The 15,583-nt window shown below is 60.7% G+C and carries 14 protein-coding genes and 1 pseudogene; 8 read left to right on the plus strand and 7 right to left on the minus strand.

What is annotated here, in order from left to right; genetic code table 11:
- Window positions 1–425: 425 nt before the first annotated feature.
- Window positions 426–1,988 (plus strand): ISL3 family transposase, encoded by a 1,563-nt coding sequence (locus SPHV1_RS12225; RefSeq protein WP_079730977.1) that lies wholly within the window; start codon window positions 426–428, stop codon window positions 1,986–1,988.
- Window positions 1,989–1,991: 3 nt separating this feature from the next.
- On the opposite strand, the gene SPHV1_RS25465 is transcribed toward SPHV1_RS12225, so the two are convergent.
- The 3 genes from SPHV1_RS25465 to SPHV1_RS12235 all read right to left on the minus strand — a co-directional run bounded on the left by SPHV1_RS25465 (window position 1,992) and on the right by SPHV1_RS12235 (window position 5,800).
- Window positions 1,992–2,135 (minus strand): hypothetical protein, encoded by a 144-nt coding sequence (locus tag SPHV1_RS25465; protein WP_176168069.1) that lies wholly within the window; start codon window positions 2,133–2,135, stop codon window positions 1,992–1,994.
- A 265-nt stretch (window positions 2,136–2,400) separates the two neighbouring features.
- Window positions 2,401–3,399: an MBL fold metallo-hydrolase gene (locus tag SPHV1_RS12230; RefSeq protein ID WP_054946325.1), complete on the minus strand. Its 999-nt coding sequence runs from the start codon at window positions 3,397–3,399 to the stop codon at window positions 2,401–2,403.
- Between the two features lies 1 nt (window position 3,400).
- Window positions 3,401–5,800 carry a TonB-dependent receptor gene (locus SPHV1_RS12235; protein WP_054946326.1) on the minus strand — a complete coding sequence of 800 codons (2,400 nt, stop codon included), beginning with the start codon at window positions 5,798–5,800 and terminating at the stop codon, window positions 3,401–3,403.
- A gap of 125 nt (window positions 5,801–5,925) precedes the next feature.
- On the opposite strand from SPHV1_RS12235, the gene SPHV1_RS12240 reads away from it, so the two are divergent.
- Window positions 5,926–6,843, plus strand: a complete 918-nt coding sequence (locus SPHV1_RS12240) for a LysR family transcriptional regulator (protein ID WP_054946327.1) — start codon at window positions 5,926–5,928, stop codon at window positions 6,841–6,843.
- Between the two features lie 168 nt (window positions 6,844–7,011).
- Here the strand turns inward: SPHV1_RS12240 and SPHV1_RS24455 are convergent.
- A pseudogene (locus SPHV1_RS24455) lies at window positions 7,012–7,224 on the minus strand (amidohydrolase family protein); the annotation flags it as partial.
- A gap of 171 nt (window positions 7,225–7,395) precedes the next feature.
- Here SPHV1_RS24455 and SPHV1_RS12245 point away from each other — a divergent pair.
- The 3 genes from SPHV1_RS12245 (at window position 7,396) to SPHV1_RS12255 (ending at window position 9,800) form a co-directional block, all read left to right on the plus strand.
- Complete coding sequence (locus SPHV1_RS12245; protein WP_054946328.1) at window positions 7,396–7,857, plus strand: DUF983 domain-containing protein; 462 nt, start codon at window positions 7,396–7,398, stop codon at window positions 7,855–7,857.
- Window positions 7,844–8,161 (plus strand): hypothetical protein, encoded by a 318-nt coding sequence (locus SPHV1_RS12250; RefSeq protein WP_054946329.1) that lies wholly within the window; start codon window positions 7,844–7,846, stop codon window positions 8,159–8,161. Before SPHV1_RS12245 ends, SPHV1_RS12250 begins: the two co-directional genes overlap by 14 nt.
- 67 nt (window positions 8,162–8,228) lie before the next feature.
- Window positions 8,229–9,800, plus strand: coding sequence for a PLP-dependent aminotransferase family protein (locus SPHV1_RS12255; RefSeq protein ID WP_231634654.1), 1,572 nt, complete (start codon window positions 8,229–8,231; stop codon window positions 9,798–9,800).
- Window positions 9,801–9,827: 27 nt separating this feature from the next.
- Here SPHV1_RS12255 and SPHV1_RS12260 read toward each other — a convergent pair whose 3' ends face one another.
- Window positions 9,828–10,421 carry a TetR/AcrR family transcriptional regulator gene (locus tag SPHV1_RS12260; protein ID WP_054946331.1) on the minus strand — a complete coding sequence of 198 codons (594 nt, stop codon included), beginning with the start codon at window positions 10,419–10,421 and terminating at the stop codon, window positions 9,828–9,830.
- A gap of 185 nt (window positions 10,422–10,606) precedes the next feature.
- Between SPHV1_RS12260 and SPHV1_RS12265 the strand changes: the two genes are divergently transcribed.
- Entirely contained in the window at window positions 10,607–11,779 is a 1,173-nt protein-coding gene (locus tag SPHV1_RS12265) for an MFS transporter (RefSeq protein ID WP_231634660.1), read from the plus strand.
- Between the two features lie 10 nt (window positions 11,780–11,789).
- Here SPHV1_RS12265 and SPHV1_RS12270 read toward each other — a convergent pair whose 3' ends face one another.
- Together SPHV1_RS12270 and SPHV1_RS25790 are read right to left on the minus strand one after the other, a co-directional pair.
- Complete coding sequence (locus tag SPHV1_RS12270) at window positions 11,790–12,173, minus strand: response regulator (RefSeq protein ID WP_054946385.1); 384 nt, start codon at window positions 12,171–12,173, stop codon at window positions 11,790–11,792.
- Between the two features lie 81 nt (window positions 12,174–12,254).
- On the minus strand, window positions 12,255–12,572 hold the full coding sequence (locus SPHV1_RS25790) for a hypothetical protein (RefSeq protein WP_231634655.1): 318 nt from the start codon (window positions 12,570–12,572) through the stop codon (window positions 12,255–12,257).
- A gap of 176 nt (window positions 12,573–12,748) precedes the next feature.
- On the opposite strand from SPHV1_RS25790, the gene SPHV1_RS12280 reads away from it, so the two are divergent.
- Both SPHV1_RS12280 and SPHV1_RS25470 read left to right on the plus strand, forming a co-directional pair.
- Window positions 12,749–15,097: a chemotaxis protein CheA gene (locus tag SPHV1_RS12280; RefSeq protein WP_054946333.1), complete on the plus strand. Its 2,349-nt coding sequence runs from the start codon at window positions 12,749–12,751 to the stop codon at window positions 15,095–15,097.
- Window positions 15,094–15,534 (plus strand): chemotaxis protein CheW, encoded by a 441-nt coding sequence (locus SPHV1_RS25470; protein ID WP_054946334.1) that lies wholly within the window; start codon window positions 15,094–15,096, stop codon window positions 15,532–15,534. The genes SPHV1_RS12280 and SPHV1_RS25470 overlap by 4 nt, the downstream gene beginning before the upstream one ends.
- The last annotated feature ends 49 nt before the right edge of the window (window positions 15,535–15,583 follow it).

Raw genomic sequence — 15,583 nt, forward strand, 5'->3', positions numbered from 1 at the left:
CGAACGCGCGGCGACCAGACACTTGTCAGCCTCGAACGTTGTCGAACTCGAAAGCCTGGAAGGGTTGATCCGAGCGCTTCGAAGTCTCAAGATTCACTTGTTTTCAGACCTACCTGGCTCGTGATATTGGGGCCTGCCGGCTGAAAGTCGGCCTTGAGCACGAGCGGTGTGAAGCCAGGCACGCCAGATCGCTGATCGCTAAAGGGCTTCCAGCACTCCACCTATGGCCACGCCTGGCGATCAAGCGGACATTGATAATGTCCTGCAAGATGAGAACGCCAGCCCCGCGTGAGTGGCGCTTCTTGCCCCGCGCCAGGATGTCAACCGGCGCGCAAAACTGGGTCTGACTCACATTCCGTGCAGATTTGACAAGATCGGCCACGAGCTGGTGGATTCTTGCTGACGCACAGCAAGGAGAATGGTCGATGGTCGCGAAGGCATGGGATAGCAGGCTGTCGTTACCCGGCTTGATCGTGGAGCGCAGAGCGGTCGTGGACGGCATAGTCCAAATGTTCGGCAGGCTGGCGGCTCCTCACGGGATCTGCCCGAGTTGTGGTACGCCTTCAGGATCCTGCCACAGCAGGTACGATCGAACGCTTTCGGATTTGCCCATAAGCGGGGCCAGGGTTGAGCTTCGGTTGTCAGTGCGTCGATTTCGTTGCGGCCATGCGCCGTGCTCACGCAGGACATTCAGCGAACCGTTGCCGTCTGCGTTTGGTCGCCGATATGGCCGACGGATCGAGCGTTGCGAAGCGCTGCTTCGCGCGGTGGCGGTTGCGTTGGGCGGTAGACCGGGCGCGCGGATGATGGCGCGACTGGCGGTGCCCTGGTCGCGAGATACAATGCTACGTGTCCTGCGTCGCGGTGACCCAACGGCCGAACCGCCACCGCCAGCCCGAGTGATCGGCATTGATGACTTCGCATGGCGGCGCGGGCATGACTACGGCAGCATCATCGTCGATCTGGAACGCCGTCAGGTGATCGACCTGCTACCCGACCGACAGCGCGAGACGGTCATCGCATGGCTGCAAGAGAACCAGCAAGTCGAGGTCATCTGCCGGGATCGCGGCGCGGGCTATATCGCTGCGGCGACCGAAGCGGCGCCTCAGGCCCGGCAAGTTGCCGACCGTTGGCATCTGTTTGAAAACGCCTCAGCCGCCTTCCTCGCTGCAGTGCGCTCCGAAATGCCCTGTCTGCGCCGGGCCTTGGCCCCATCGGGACCAATCGATCCTGAGACTCTGACCCGTGCCGAACGCCTTCAGTGGGATGGTGCGCAGGTCCGTGAGGCGCTCAATCGGCAGATACTCGAGCTTGCCGAGCAAGGCATGCCCATCAAGAGAATGGCGCGCATGACGGGCGTCTCGCGCCAGACAATCCGCAAGGTTTTACGCGGTCAGCGCCATGATACCTTCCGCAGCCGCGGGAGTTCACTTGATGCCTGGTCGCTCGCGCTTGAGGCCGAATGGAACGCCGGCTGCCGCGTCGGGGCCGAATTATGGCGGCGTCTCAAGGCGTCAGGGTTTGCCGGTTCACTGCGCGTAGTTAGCGAGTGGGCCACCCGCCGGCGGCGTGACGAAAAGCTCGGGCATACTGCGGGCTCTTCTCTCAGCGCTCGTACCATTGCCCGCAGCCTGACGACCGAACGCGAGACGGGCTCAGCACAGACAGCGATGATCAACGCGGTAATCGAAACGGCAGTACCGGCGCTGGTGGTGGCACGTGACGTGCTGGACAGGTTTCATGCGATGATGCGCTCCAGGGACGAGGCGCGCCTCGATCCTTGGCTTGTCAAAGCCGCCAACACCAAGCTCGCCGCCTTCGCTGCTGGCGTCGAAGTGGACAAAGACGCCGTAACTGCTGCGATCTCCAGTCCATGGTCGAGCGGTCACGTCGAAGGCAATGTCAACCGCCTCAAATCGATCAAGCGGCAGATGTATGGCCGGGCCAAGATAGACCTACTCAAAGCAAGGATCATGGCCGACGCATGACCGCTATTTGCACGGAATGTGAGTCAGACCCAATTTTGCACGCCGCTCCACAGCTGCCAGCTCCGCCAGCGTCAATTCGCCCCGGATCGCCTCCATCGCCACCTTCGCCTTGAATTCCGCGCTGTAGCGCTTTCTCGTCTTCTTCATTCCCGCCCGTTCCTCACGTCGGGATGAGCTTAGCACCCTGTCCAGATTTCCGGTACCACCTCAGTGCGTTTTGACACCTCGGGCGAGGTCGCGACCTGCACCTGAGCTGGCAAATATCTACCGGACGATTTGCGCTTCCCGGCATTGTCGTCGCGGGGTGAAAGGCCGGTAGCTCCCGTGAGCTACCCGGCCTCAGAGACGTACTACGTGAAATGGCGGTCCTCCGATGGACCGTCTGAAGTTGATGGACATAGGCACGGGCAGATCAGAATGCGTCCAGATCATGAGCGATGACAGCCGGGCCACTGAAGTTGGCGGCAATGTCGCGCAGGTATTTCAGTTCATCCGTACCAGTAGCGCCCGGTGCGGCGAGATGCGTGACGACAAGCGACTTGACCTGTGCTGCAGCCGCAAGCCTGCCGACATCAAGCGGTGTCAGATGATGTTTCGAAAGGTGTTGCATCAGGCCTGAGGCAGCATCAGCGGACACGTTCGGCGTATTGGCCCGCACTTTGGCCATTGTCCTGTCGACGTCTATCATCTCTGCGACCAGCAGGTCCGCGCCCTTTGCCAAACTCTCGACTGCCCGGCTCGGCCCGGTGTCTCCGGTGTAGAGGATCGAGCGGTCCGGCATGTCGAAGCGTATCGAGAGGGAACGGAACCGGCGACCCAGGTCGCTATCGTCCGGGAACGAATAGTGCGTGTTGGCAACGGTCCGAACACGTATGCGGCCTAGCATAAGATCGTCGTCCCCACGCAGTTCGATAACTTCAAGGGTATTGGCTGGATCGACGTAGGGGGCGCCCGGAAGGCCGTAACCCGCAGTCGCGCCCGGGACCATCGATGCCGCTAGCCCTGCGACCAATTCCTTCGTACCGGGCGGCCCGTAAATCGTGAGCTTGCCCGGGGCGTTGGTCTGATAGCGCAGGCCCAAGAGCGCACCAAGGCCGCCTGTGTGATCGAAATGCAGGTGGGAAATGAAGACTGCGCGAACCCGAGGCAGCGCAATCCCAGCCTTCGCAAGTTGCCCTGCCGTCCCGTCGCCTACGTCGACGAGATAGGCATCGCGTCCTGCGATGATGACATTGGCTGGCTGCGATCGTGACGAGTCCGGGACCGGCCCGCCCATCGTGCCAAGCGTGATGAATTGGGCAGGCGCCCCCCCCTGCGCCTGCCCCGAGGCCGCTATCGGCACGGTGATAAGTGCTGCAGCAATCCATGTCGCAGCTGCTCGCGCCGAGTTGCGGTTAAACGTGCGCAGCATGTCAGAACTTGATGCCCGCGCGCAGACCATACGTGCGCGGAGCGGACGTAATTTCCTGCAGGCTTGACGCCGCGCTGTAGACTGGCGTGTTGAGCAGGATACGATCGTTCTCGATATTGCGAACAAATGCGACGATCTCCCAAGCTTCGGTCTGTGGGCTAAGCGAAAGCTGCGCATTGGTCATCCAGTTGCCGGGCGCGCGCTCCTGGGGGAGGAAATCGGCCTGCACGTAACGCGAGCTGCGATATTGTGTGTCGACCCCGGCGACTACGCGGTAATCGCCGAACTCGATCGTTTGCTGCGCCGCGAGATTGATGGTCCACTTCGGTGCGTTGAAAGCTGGAAATCCGGAACAGTCGATGGTGTACTCACCCGAAGCGAGGCTCGTCGCGCATCCCGTCAGCGGCGGCTGGCCCGATGGTCCGACCGGCTCACGGTAAACGAAACTCTTGTAGCGGGTGTCGAGATACTGGATGTCCGCACTAAGCAATGTGTTGCGAACGGGGAGGAATGCCACGTCCACTTCGGCGCCGCGGATGCGCGACTGACCGATGTTCTGGCTGAACTGCCCCTGGTTTCCGCGTGCATCGACACCAACGCGGCCGATCTGCTGGTCCTTGTAGTCCCACCAGAACCCTTCGATGTTGAGCTGAAGGCGGTTGTTCAGGAGCCGGTTCTTGAGGCCGATCGTATAGGCGGTCAGGTACTCCGGGCGATAGGTTTCGTAACCCGCGGACAGGGAGAAGCCGCCGGATCGGTATCCACGCTCGGCCGAAGCATAGAATAGCGACTGCGGTCCAACATCGTACTCAATTCCCGCTCGCCAGGTGAGCTGACCCGAATTCAGGACGCTGTTCACAGACGTTACCGGATGGGTCAGAATCGCCCCTGTCGCGCCGATAGGCCGTGCCTGATTGGCCGGGGGAATGAGGTAGGGCGGTTGCAGTTCGGTGAAGCTGTCAGTTACAGGAAGCAGCGGCACCGTTGGGCAGTCCGGCGCACCGAACGCATTTCGGGCAGTGCAGACTATGACGAAAACATCGGCCTGGCCGTCGAACCGCTTGTGATCATCCGTATAGCGCAGGCCACCGATGAAGCGGAACTTGTCGGTCAGATGGGCCGTCACCCTTCCGAACGCGGCCAGCGATCGCGTCTTGGAATCGAAGTCCTGATAAGCGTTGAGTGCCTGTTGCGCAAAGGTGTAGTTGCCTTTCACCCTTTCATCGAAATAATAGGCGCCGACGACATAATCGAACATGCCGACGCGATCGCCAGTCAGCCTTGCCTCGATGCTGTGCTGATTGTCGGTTTCCTGGTTCCAGCCGATGAATGCGGGATTGCCGAACCGCGTATCCAGCTTGGATCGGCGCCAAGCCGGAATTACGGTAAGGGTGCCGATTCCGGTATCGTAGCTGATCTCTGCATTGATTCCGTAGAACGCGTTGTCGAGATAGACGTTCTGGTCGAGCGGGGCGGCCGTGCGTCCCGAAACGCCGAGGAACAGGGATTGCCGGTATGCCTGTGCCTCCGGATCGAACAGTCCTACCGAGCGGTCGAGCCCCGACGGCACGAATGCATATTGGCCGGCCTGATAATTGAAAGCGTAGCGTCCGGCGTAACTCGAGCCAGTACCTTTGCCGCCATCATGCGAATAGTCGGCAGCCACGCGAATTCGCAGATCGGCGCTTGGCTCGACAAGCAGTTGGACGCGCGCCGCGCGTCCACGCTGGTCAGAGGTACCGTCCGAGAGGTAGCCGTCATGCTGCGCAAGATTGCCCGACACGCGCACGGCTGCATTCTCGCTCAGGGGCGCATTGAGGGCCGCCTCCAGCGTAAGCGCATCGTAATTGCCGTAACTCGCGGTCATGTAGCCAGACAGGTCACCGAGCTTTGGCGCTTGCGGAATGACGTTTATCGCACCGGCAGTCGCGTTGCGTCCGTAAAGCGTTCCCTGGGGGCCTTTGAGAACTTCTACACGGGCCAGATCGTAAAACACCCCGGAGGCAGAAGTCGGGCGGGCCAGGTAGACCCCGTCGTAGTTGAACGCGAGCGCGGGATCGGAATAGCCGTTGACGGTGAAATTGCCGACGCCGCGGAGGAAAAAGGTGAGGTTGGCGCCGCCGGCGGACTGCACGTTGAGCGCGGGCACCAGCTTCGACAGATCTTCAGCTTCGTTTACCCCCTGGCGGGTCAACTCGTCGCCACTGACCACGTCGATCGGTATGCCAGCCCGCTGGGCCGATTCCTCTCGCCGTTGCGCCGTAACGACAATCTCGCTGATGCCTACTGCTGAGTCAGACGATTGCGCTGAGGAAGTGGCCGACTGATTTGTCTGAGCTGACGCCATCTGGCCGGTTGCTGCCAGGGCGAGAGCGCTTGCGGATAATAGTAGTCGAGCCATGCGGGTATCCTCCTGTGCATCGGCTCTCTATCCAGCCGATTGCGAAATTGGATTTGTCACGTGGCCTGCCATCAGTCCAATTTTTTGAATTGGTCATTTTTCACAAATTTTGTAAATGATCCTGCATGCGACTGGACAATTTCGATCTCAATCTGCTTATCGCCATGGAAGCTCTGCTCAAGGAGCGCAGCGTCACGCGGGCGGCGGCTCGGCTGAACATCACGCAGTCGGCCATGAGTGCTGCGCTCAAGCGGCTGCGCCACGCATTTCATGACGAACTTTTCATCATGCATGGGAAGAAGATGATCGCGACCCCTAAGGCTCTCGAGATCGGGCCGAAGGTATCTGCTGCGATACGCGACCTGCGAGTGCTAATTTCGTCGGGCGCAGGATTTGACCCTGCGACGAGCCAACGCCGCTTTCTTATAGCCGCATCCGACTACATAACCACGATCCTGATGGCGCCCTTGCTGGAAGTGCTCGAGAACGAGGCGCCTGGTCTTAGAATCGACATCGTCCTGCCAGATTCCTACGCGAGCGAGCGGTTGGCCAACGGCGACATCGACCTGATGATAGCGCCGGAGCCATTCCTCAACCCGGACCATCCCCGTGAACTGCTGTTCGTCGAACGCTACGTCGTAGTCGGCTGGTCGGAAAATCCGGTAATGCAGAAGCCACTTTCGATGGAAACCTTGCTGGAAAGTCGTCATGTCGCCGTCCAGATTTCCGGAAGCGGTGCGTTCATCGAAACAGCCATGCAGAAACTGGGGATCGAGCGCCGGGTGGAGGTGCGAGTACCTTCCTTCATCCAGGCCCCCTGGCTACTGCCCGGGACGCAGCACCTGGCACTCATGCACGAACGGCTTGCCCAGTTGATGGCGCCGCGCCTGTCACTTGTCATCGCTGAGTCGCCAATCGCCCTGCCTTCGATGCGCCAGATGATCCAGTTCCATGCCACCCGCACCAATGACGAAGGTCTGTCATGGCTGCGCGGCAAGCTGGCGGAATTGGCTGCCGCCGGATCGGTCAAACCATCCGTGTGAATGCTCGTTGTCCGAGGAATTGATCGACCCTGGGCTCATCAATGGTTGGTGAGATAACGTTCAGAACATAATGCTGATAGGAGGTCAGGGTAGCAGCGTTGGCTCCTTTTGCTGGAACCGGCAACGCCTGGCTTATTGTCCGCGGCCCCCGGGCATTGGAATCGCGTGCTACTGCATCTTGTAGATCTCACGTCCTTCGAAGATCGTGAGCAGGACGCGGATCTGGCCCACTTCTTCGGGGGATGCATCGAACAGGTTGCGGTCAAGTACGATCATGTCAGCCATCTTGCCGACTTCGATGGAGCCGGCAACCTCGCCCGATCCAGTCACCTTCGCTCCGTTACCGGTCGCTATCTGCAGCGCGTCGGCAAAGGAGATGGATTGGTCCGTGCGCGCGCTTGATCAACGGCAACCTTGATTGCTCCCGCATCCGCAGCGATCAAGGTTGCCGGCTTCCCCGGTAGTTATGCATTGACATTGTATGCATACAACGAGCATATAATGCGACAAGACGAATCGCAAAGCCAATGTTTGAAGGTTTGAGCCTGCATTATGGAAACCGACGCCCCCGACAGCCAGGAAACCGATCGTCAAGACAAGGCTCGCTGGATCTTCCGATGCGGCGTGAAGGGGTTGTGCCCTCGCTGCGGCGAAGCCAGCATGTTTCGAAAATGGCTCAAGCTGCACGATCAATGTCCTGCCTGCGGACTGGACTATAGCTTTGCAGCTCCCGACGACGGGCCTGCCTTCTTTTCGCTTTGCATCGTGGCCTTTCCGCTCACCTTCTTCGCCGTCTGGCTGCAGGTTGCCTATGAGCCGCCATTCTGGGTCCATCTGCTGACCTCATTTCCGCTTCTCGCCATAGGCTGCGTCTGGCCCCTGCAATACATCAAGGGATGGCTGGTCGCCTCCCAGTACGTCAACAAGGCCCAGGAGGCCGGCACCGGATCGCTCTGGGCCCAGCTCAATGCGAAGGCCGCGCTTGATCGCAAGAATGAACATGACCGACGGTAGAGTTGACCTCCTCGTTCGCGCGAGAGAGGCTGCCGCCCGATATTTCGATGGTCTGGACCGTTCGGACCTGTCTCGCCTTGCGCTCGGCGGCGGTGGCGACGACCTGAGCGAAGTGCAGGTGGCGGCGAGCCTGTTGAAGGCTGAGGAAGAAAGGCTGTCCCGTTACGAAGGTGCGCTCAGGCAATACGCTGACCGAGATTTCTGGGATGAGACGATGCCCGGCGGTCCGCTTGCCTTGCACGATGGCGGCGAAATGGCGCGCAACGTTCTTGCCGGCAGGGCTGCGTTCTTTCACCGGGACTAGACCTAGGTTCCGACCTGAGCCGAAAAACGGCTGCACGATTGGCCCGTGACTGCACCGAGTCCGATAAATGCCAGTCAATCTGCATGGAGCCTGTCAATCCGACGGGACTTGCGACACAAGTCCGACCGTTGAAGGCCCCGGGTCGTCGATCCCGAAGATCAAGATCCAAAGGTTCAAGTTCGCGTTTTGCGGCAGTCCTGAAAGTGCTAAACGAGTTTGCATGCATACAGCATCAATACAAAAATCGTCCCAAAGGTGGTTGCCGGAGATCGGGGCCGACGCAGGGCCGATGTATCTGGCAATAAGTGCCGCACTTGCCAGGGACATAGCAACCGGTCGCCTGAGACCGGGAGATCGCCTGCCGCCCCAACGTGAGCTTGCCGATGCGCTGGGGGTCGATCTCGGCACGGTTACGCGCGCTTATACCGAAGCCCGTCACAAGGGCCTTATCGAAGCTGAGGGGCGCCGGGGCAGTTTCGTGCTTGAAAGAGGCCAGACTTCCGTCACTTCGATCCAGACCTCGGTTGCGCCGTTCGATCTGGGCATGAACCTTCCACCGATCCCTGCGAACAGTTCGTTTGCAGAGGATTTCGCGGACACGGTCAGGGAAGTGCTGAGAGGCTCAACGGCTGCCAATCGGATGCAATATCAACCGGCCGGCGGCGCACCCGTCGACCGACAGGCGGGCGCAGATTGGCTCGCCGAACGGGGCATTGCGGCCAGCGAGGACAACGTCCTAGTAACTAGCGGCGCGCAGACAGCGCTGCACGCGATCGCAAATTCGGTACTCAAGCCAGGCGATGCCGTTTGTACGGGACCTTTCGTTTATCCCGGATGGCTTTCGATCTGCCGCAATCGCGGCCTGCGCATTGTGCCTCTCGAAGGCGATGCTGAGGGCATTACGCCTGAATCTTTCGCTCGTGCCTGCACCGGGGATGCAATCAGGGCGATCTATCTGGTGCCTGTGAACGAGAATCCGACTACGGCGACGCTTCCACTGGCGCGCCGCGAGGAGATCGTCTCGATTGCGCGCCGGCATGACGTGGCCTTGATCGAGGATGATCCTTACAGCCGCCTTGATACCGCCGAAATTCCTTCCCTTGCCAGCCTGGCACCTGAGCGGACCTGGCATGTCGCCGGTTTTTCGAAGATCATCTCGCCATCGCTGCGCATCGCTTATCTGCGCGCACCGCATGTCCGAGATGCCCTGCGCCTTGCAGCCGATGTGCACGAGACCACAATCATGGCTCCCCCACTCAACATGGCGGTTTGCACGCAGTGGTTGAGAAATCGGACCTGGCGCAAACTTGTCGACCAGGTTCGCAACGAATGCTTGGCACGCCAGGAGATGGTCAGGCGCATTCTGCCGACCGGCACCTACCATGCAGCACCTGAGGGATATCATCTCTGGATTCCCCTTGGACCGACGGCCAACCCGCTTGAATTTGTCTCCGTGCTTCAACCGCTTGGCGTTTCACTCGTTACGAGCGAGAGCTTTTCTGCAATTGGTGAAACTGCTTCGCGGTCCATTCGACTGTCGATCGGAGGCAGCCTTGACCAAGAGACGCTCGAACGGGGCCTCAATCTCCTCGATGCCCTGCTGAACCATCGTGAAGGTCGCTTGAGCCCGTTGGTCTAGACTTGTTCGAAGCGCAACCCATCCCGATCAAGCGCTTCGAGGCATCGAACCGGAGATGTTGTTGTCAATCTGGAGTTTCAGGATCGCGAGTTGCCTTTCCGGTGGCCAGCTTTCCGGGTCGTAGATCGCCTGGGTTGCGATCCCGGCAACGCTGCTCAGCAGGGCCTGGGCGACGAGCCAGGAATGCTCGCCTTCCTGCATCGCGCCAGCGTTGACGATGGTACGGTGGAACAGTTCAACGGACTCGCGGCTGCGCTGGCGCTGTTCCAGAAGAAAGGTTTCATCCGCCGTTGCGAGCCCCCAGAAGGCCAGCCAGATGCGCCAGCTTTCGACCCGTTCCTCGTCCAGTGGAAGAACGGCTCCCAGGCAATAGAGAAGTTCGTTTCCCTCGCGCGATACTGTCTCGACGTGCGCTACGGTCCTTTCCATGCGCATGCGATAGGCTGACATGAGCAGTTCGTGCTTGCTCTTGAAGTAGTGCGAGACGATCGAGGTGCTATACCCCGCGAGCCGGGCGATCTCACGGACCTTGGTCCCCTCGAGGCCGTCGCGGGCGATGAGCTTCGCGGCGATTTCGGCAACGGCCCGCCGCCGGGCCTGGTGATCGACAATCTTCGGCATGAACCCACTACTTGCTGGACATCGTTCGACTTAAGGGGACCGTCACCAACGCACAACTATCCGTCTTGCGCGTTGGGGCGTCATTTCATGCATTGAAGGCTGTTGGGAGGCCCCCCATAGCGAGGCGAATGGAAGCCGAGAAAATAACGCCCGGAACTGCCGCATATCGGCTTTTGTGCATTGCCATGCTGCTTGCCGGACTGTCGACGTTCGCGTTGCTCTATTGCACTCAGCCCCTGATGCCATTCTTCAGCAGGGCTTACGGCGTGGCAGCGGAAGAAGCCAGTCTTGCGGTTTCACTGGCAACCGGGCCGATGGCCTTCGTGCTGCTGGTCGCAGGCAAGGTTTCCGACAAGCTGGGGCGTCGACCTTTGATGATTGCCTCGCTGCTGGCGGCAGCGGCGTTGACCACCCTGTTAGGCTTGCTGTCCGACTGGCACAGTCTTCTCGCGGCCCGGTTCCTGTGCGGACTGGCCCTGGCCGGCGTTCCGGCCGTCGCGATGGCCTATATTAGCGAAGAGGTCGAGGACGGTGCCGTCGGCCGGGCGATGGGCCTTTACATCGCCGGCTCGGCAATCGGGGGCATGAGCGGACGACTGCTGGTCAGCGTGTTGACCGAATATTTCGGCTGGCGTGATGCGCTGGGCATGACGGGGATGGCTGGACTGATCATTGCCGCTCTCTTCTGGAAGATCCTGCCCCCTTCCCGACAGTTCAGTCCACGCCATCACTCCTGGGGTGGCTATATCGCCGGCTTTCGGCACCTCTTCGCCGACAAGGCCCTCCCCTGGCTGTTTCTCGAGGCGTTCCTGATCATGGGTGCCTTCATCAGCATCTACAATTATGCCGGTTATCGCCTGCTAGCCCCGCCATACTCCCTGTCGCAGGCACAAGTCGGTCTGATCTTCCTGTTATACCTGCTCGGTTCGCTCAGTTCCGCAGTCGCAGGCCATTTCTCCGGGGAGTTCGGACCCCGTAAATGCCTGTGGTTGCCACTTGCTCTCTTCGTCCTGGGCATCGCCCTTACCGCGGCGAGCGCCTTGCCGCTGATTATCGCCGGTATCGGGATCGTTACGATGGCCTTTTTCGCCGCGCACGCGATCGCTTCGGCCTGGGTTGGAAGACGCGCACGCAGGGACCGCGGACAGGCGACGGCGTGCTATCTGTTCTTCTACTACATGGGCTCGAGCGTTCTTGGCTCTGCCGGTGGCTATGCCTGGACCTGGGTGGGCTGGAATGGGGTCGGACTCTTCACCTGCGCTCTCGTACTGATTGCGCTCGCCGTCGCATTCCGGCTGTACCACGTTGCGCCACTTCCCTCGCCTGCTCCCGAAACCCGCCCGATCGCGGCCGAGTAGCGCAAGGTAATCATGCGGCGCCGATACGCTGGAGTTTGGCCTGCAGGGATTGCTGGTCGAAAGGCTTGATCACGTATTCGTCGGCCCCGGCCTCGATTCCCTTGCGGATATCGTCCGTGTTGGAATTGGTGGTGCAGAACATGACCTTGGGCCTGCGCTCGCCCTGCATGCTGCGCAGGAAGGTCACGAATTCCAGGCCGCTCATGACCGGCATGTTCCAGTCCACGATGATGAGATCGGGCATCGCCGAGCGGCATTTGACGAGCGCTTCCTCGCCGTTCTCCGCTTCGCTGACCTCGTATGCGAGCCCCTCCAGGATGCGCCGGGCGACCTTTCGGATGACACGCGAGTCATCGATCAGCAGGCAGCGCCGCTTCGTGACAGGTTCCGGCATTTTGGCTGCGTTGGTCTCGGGCTGCCGGTGCGGCCGGGAACGCTTGATCAGACCCTCAAGAATGGCTGCCACTCCCCTGTCTCAGGAATTGTCCTGGTCGCTCAAGATATGTGCGATCGTCTTGGCCTGATCGATCACTTGCTGGTGATCGTCCACCGGCACCGTGGGTTCGGCCTCGGACCTCGCGGCTCTCTCCGTGGGCGTCATGCGGACATGGATAAAGGGTACCCAGATGTCGCCGAACTCGGCTTTCTGGTACCACAGGTCGATGATGTCGTATGAGGTCCAGAACCCGTCCGGCTCAAGCAGCCTGATCCCTTCCCCGATGCGTGGAAGCGCAGAAAACCTGAGGCACTGCTGGGTCTGATGCGTCTCGTTCTGGACTTCGACTTCGATCAATTTGAAACGCCCCCTACCGCACGAACCGGATGCTAGGTTGAAATCGTTGCCGAAATGGAAACGTGGCCAGCCAAACCCGGTTTTCGCTTCCGACAGTAGCCAGTTACGATCTCGCAAGAATTCTAACGCTTGGTTAAAGTTTTGCGCGTCATAACTTCCTCCACCGGGGGGCGTGAATGGACGATCTGTTTGCCGATTTTCTGGCTGAAACGCGCGAAATGCTCGAGGCATTGGGCGGGGAGCTGATCGCCTGGGAGGACGATCCGGGCGACCGCGTACGCCTGGATGCCATCTTCCGCTTCTTTCACACCGTTAAAGGCAATTGCGGTTTCTTCGATTTTCCGCGCCTCGAAGCACTGAGCCATGCGGTCGAAGACGTGTTGGCCGACGTTCGCGCCGACCGTCGCAAACCCGATTCCATGTTGGTGAGCGCCGTCCTCGGGATCATCGATCGCATTGGAGACATGGTCGACACCATCGAAGGCGGAAGTGAATTTCCGGAGGGGGGCGACCAAGCGCTGATTGCCGCGCTGGCACCGCAAGGCGATGGTTCGAACGACCCGCTGCGGTTGGCAGCCCTGAACGATGAACTGGCGCAATCGAAGGTGCCAGCAGGCCGGCGCACGATCCGCCTTCCCGTCGAACTGCTCGACAGGGTGATGAGCGGCGTTTCAGACATGGTCCTGGCCCGCAACGAATTGGCCCGACGCCTGCGCGAGACTTCGCTCGAGGCCAGTGTGCACGAACCATTCGACCGGCTATCTTCGATCATAGCCGATGTCCGCGACGCCATGACGCGAACCCGCATGCAGTGTCTGGAGGGACTGTTCTCTTCCTTTCCCCGTCTGGTGCGCGATTTGTCCGCGGAACTGGACAAGCAAGTCCAGATCGAGATTGACGGCGCCGACGTCGAACTCGATCGCGAGATGATCGAAGTCATCCGCAATCCGCTGACACACCTGATCCGAAATGCTATCGACCACGGGATTGAAGCGCCCGCCGCGCGCCTGTCGACAGGCAAACGGCCAGTGGGACGCCTTTGCGTTGGCGCGCGTCAGTCCGGCAACCAAATCCTTATCGACATCGTCGACGATGGCTGTGGGATCAACGAGGCAAGGCTTGTCGACAAGGCGCTTGCAGCCGGGATCGTTGATCCCGTGACGATCGGTCGCATGTCGGCGCAGGACCGCCTCTCCCTGATCTTCGAGCCCGGCCTTTCGACCGCAGAGACGGTCACCGCCATATCCGGACGCGGCGTCGGCATGGATGTCGTACGGGCAAGTATCGAGCGTGTCGGCGGATCCATCGAAGTGGACAGCACCCCGGGACAGGGCACCCGTCTCACCCTGCGCGTTCCTCTGACACTGACGATTATCCCCGCCCTCACCGTGAGCATCGCTGGGCAGAAATTTGCCATTCCGCGATCCGCTATCGAGGAGATCGTTCAAGTCGAAACCGGTCGCACCGAGATTACGCGCCACGGCGGCACGATGCTCGTCAAGATACGCGATAGTCGCCTGCCCTGCGTTGTCCTTGCCGAACTGCTCGGCTGCGAAACCGATGCTGCAGATGATGATCGCACGCTGATAGTGCTGCGATTGGGCGGAGGAGAGCTTTTCGTCCTCGCCGTCGACTGCTTGCATACGCACGAGGAACTGGTGGTCAAGCCGGCGGCTCCCGCGATCATTGCAACTGGTCTCTACGCCGGCACCACGCTTACCGAAGACGGCCTTCCCATGCTTCTGCTGGAGGTCAATGGGCTGGCGAAGGTTGCCGGTCTGCAACTCGATGCGCTCGAACGCAGCACCCGTCATGACGCGCACGAAGCCAGCGGGGCTGTGCGAACCACGCCCGTCCTTCTGTTCATCGGACTTGATGGCAGGCGCAAGGCAATCCCGATGGCTGTCGTCGACCGCCTCGACGAAGTCGAGATCGACGCGGTCGAGACCGAAGGCGAACGTATGCTGGTGGTTGTCGGCGATCGGATTCTCCCCCTCGCCGGTGCCCACCTGGAGGAACTTCCGGAAGTTTCGCTGCGGCTTTTTCGCCTGACCGACGGCATGCGGGAAATCGGCTACGCCATACGCGACGCGCTTGGCGTGCGCCAGATCGACGCGGAGCTCCTGGCCGCTGAGGCTGGCGGGGAGGCCGAAGGCGTTCTGCTGATCGACGGCGAAGCGGCGACCCTGATCTCCCCTTACAAGCTGTTCGCTCGCCATGCGGCTGTGCCGGTCCGCGACGAGCCTCCCCTATGCCACTTGCCTCCAGGAGATACCTGGCTGCAGAATTTCGTGCGACCGATGGTGGAAGCGGCCGGTTACCGTGTCGTCGAAGCCGCGGAAGCCGAATTGGACCTTGCGATCATTGCGCAACCCGGAGAGTCCGGACCTGCCGGTGCACGGCAAGTCATTCGCCTGCGCTCAAGCGCGATGGAAGCGCCGGACGATCCGGACAGCATCTACCGCTACGACCACGCCGGATTGCTCTCGGCCTTGCGCCAGTCCGGCGGAAGGATACGACTGTGAGCGCGTTGTTGCTGACTGTTGCGATTGCTGGCGAGAAAGTCGCCCTGCCCGTCGATCACATTGAATCGGTCAATGAACTGGAGCTTCTGGTCCCGGTTCCGCGCAGCCCTTCGCATATCGCCGGTCTGTCCACCTTGCGCAGCCGCGTCCTGACCGTTGTCGACTGTCGCTGCGCCCTTGGTCTCGGAATTTCGCCGAACCGCGAAGCCGGCGCGAGTGCGGCAATCGCGGTACATGACGGCCATGCCTACGCCCTGCTGCTCGACACCATTCACGGCGTTGCGGAGGCTCGATCCGATCCGTTCCCGCCTAGTGGGCGGTTGCAGAGCAACTGGGCAGACATGGCGCAGGGCATGGTCGAGACCGACGATGGCCCGCTACTGTTGCTCGAGGTTGCGGCCCTGATTGCAGGACCGCCTGAAGCGCGTGCCGCTTAAGGGCTTGGTTACGTCTGGCGGCCTAGCCTCGGTTCGTGAGCGAACGAAG

Origin of the sequence: Novosphingobium sp. KN65.2 (assembly GCF_001368935.1) — a bacterium.
Classification (GTDB): Bacteria; Pseudomonadota; Alphaproteobacteria; order Sphingomonadales; family Sphingomonadaceae; genus Novosphingobium; species Novosphingobium mathurense.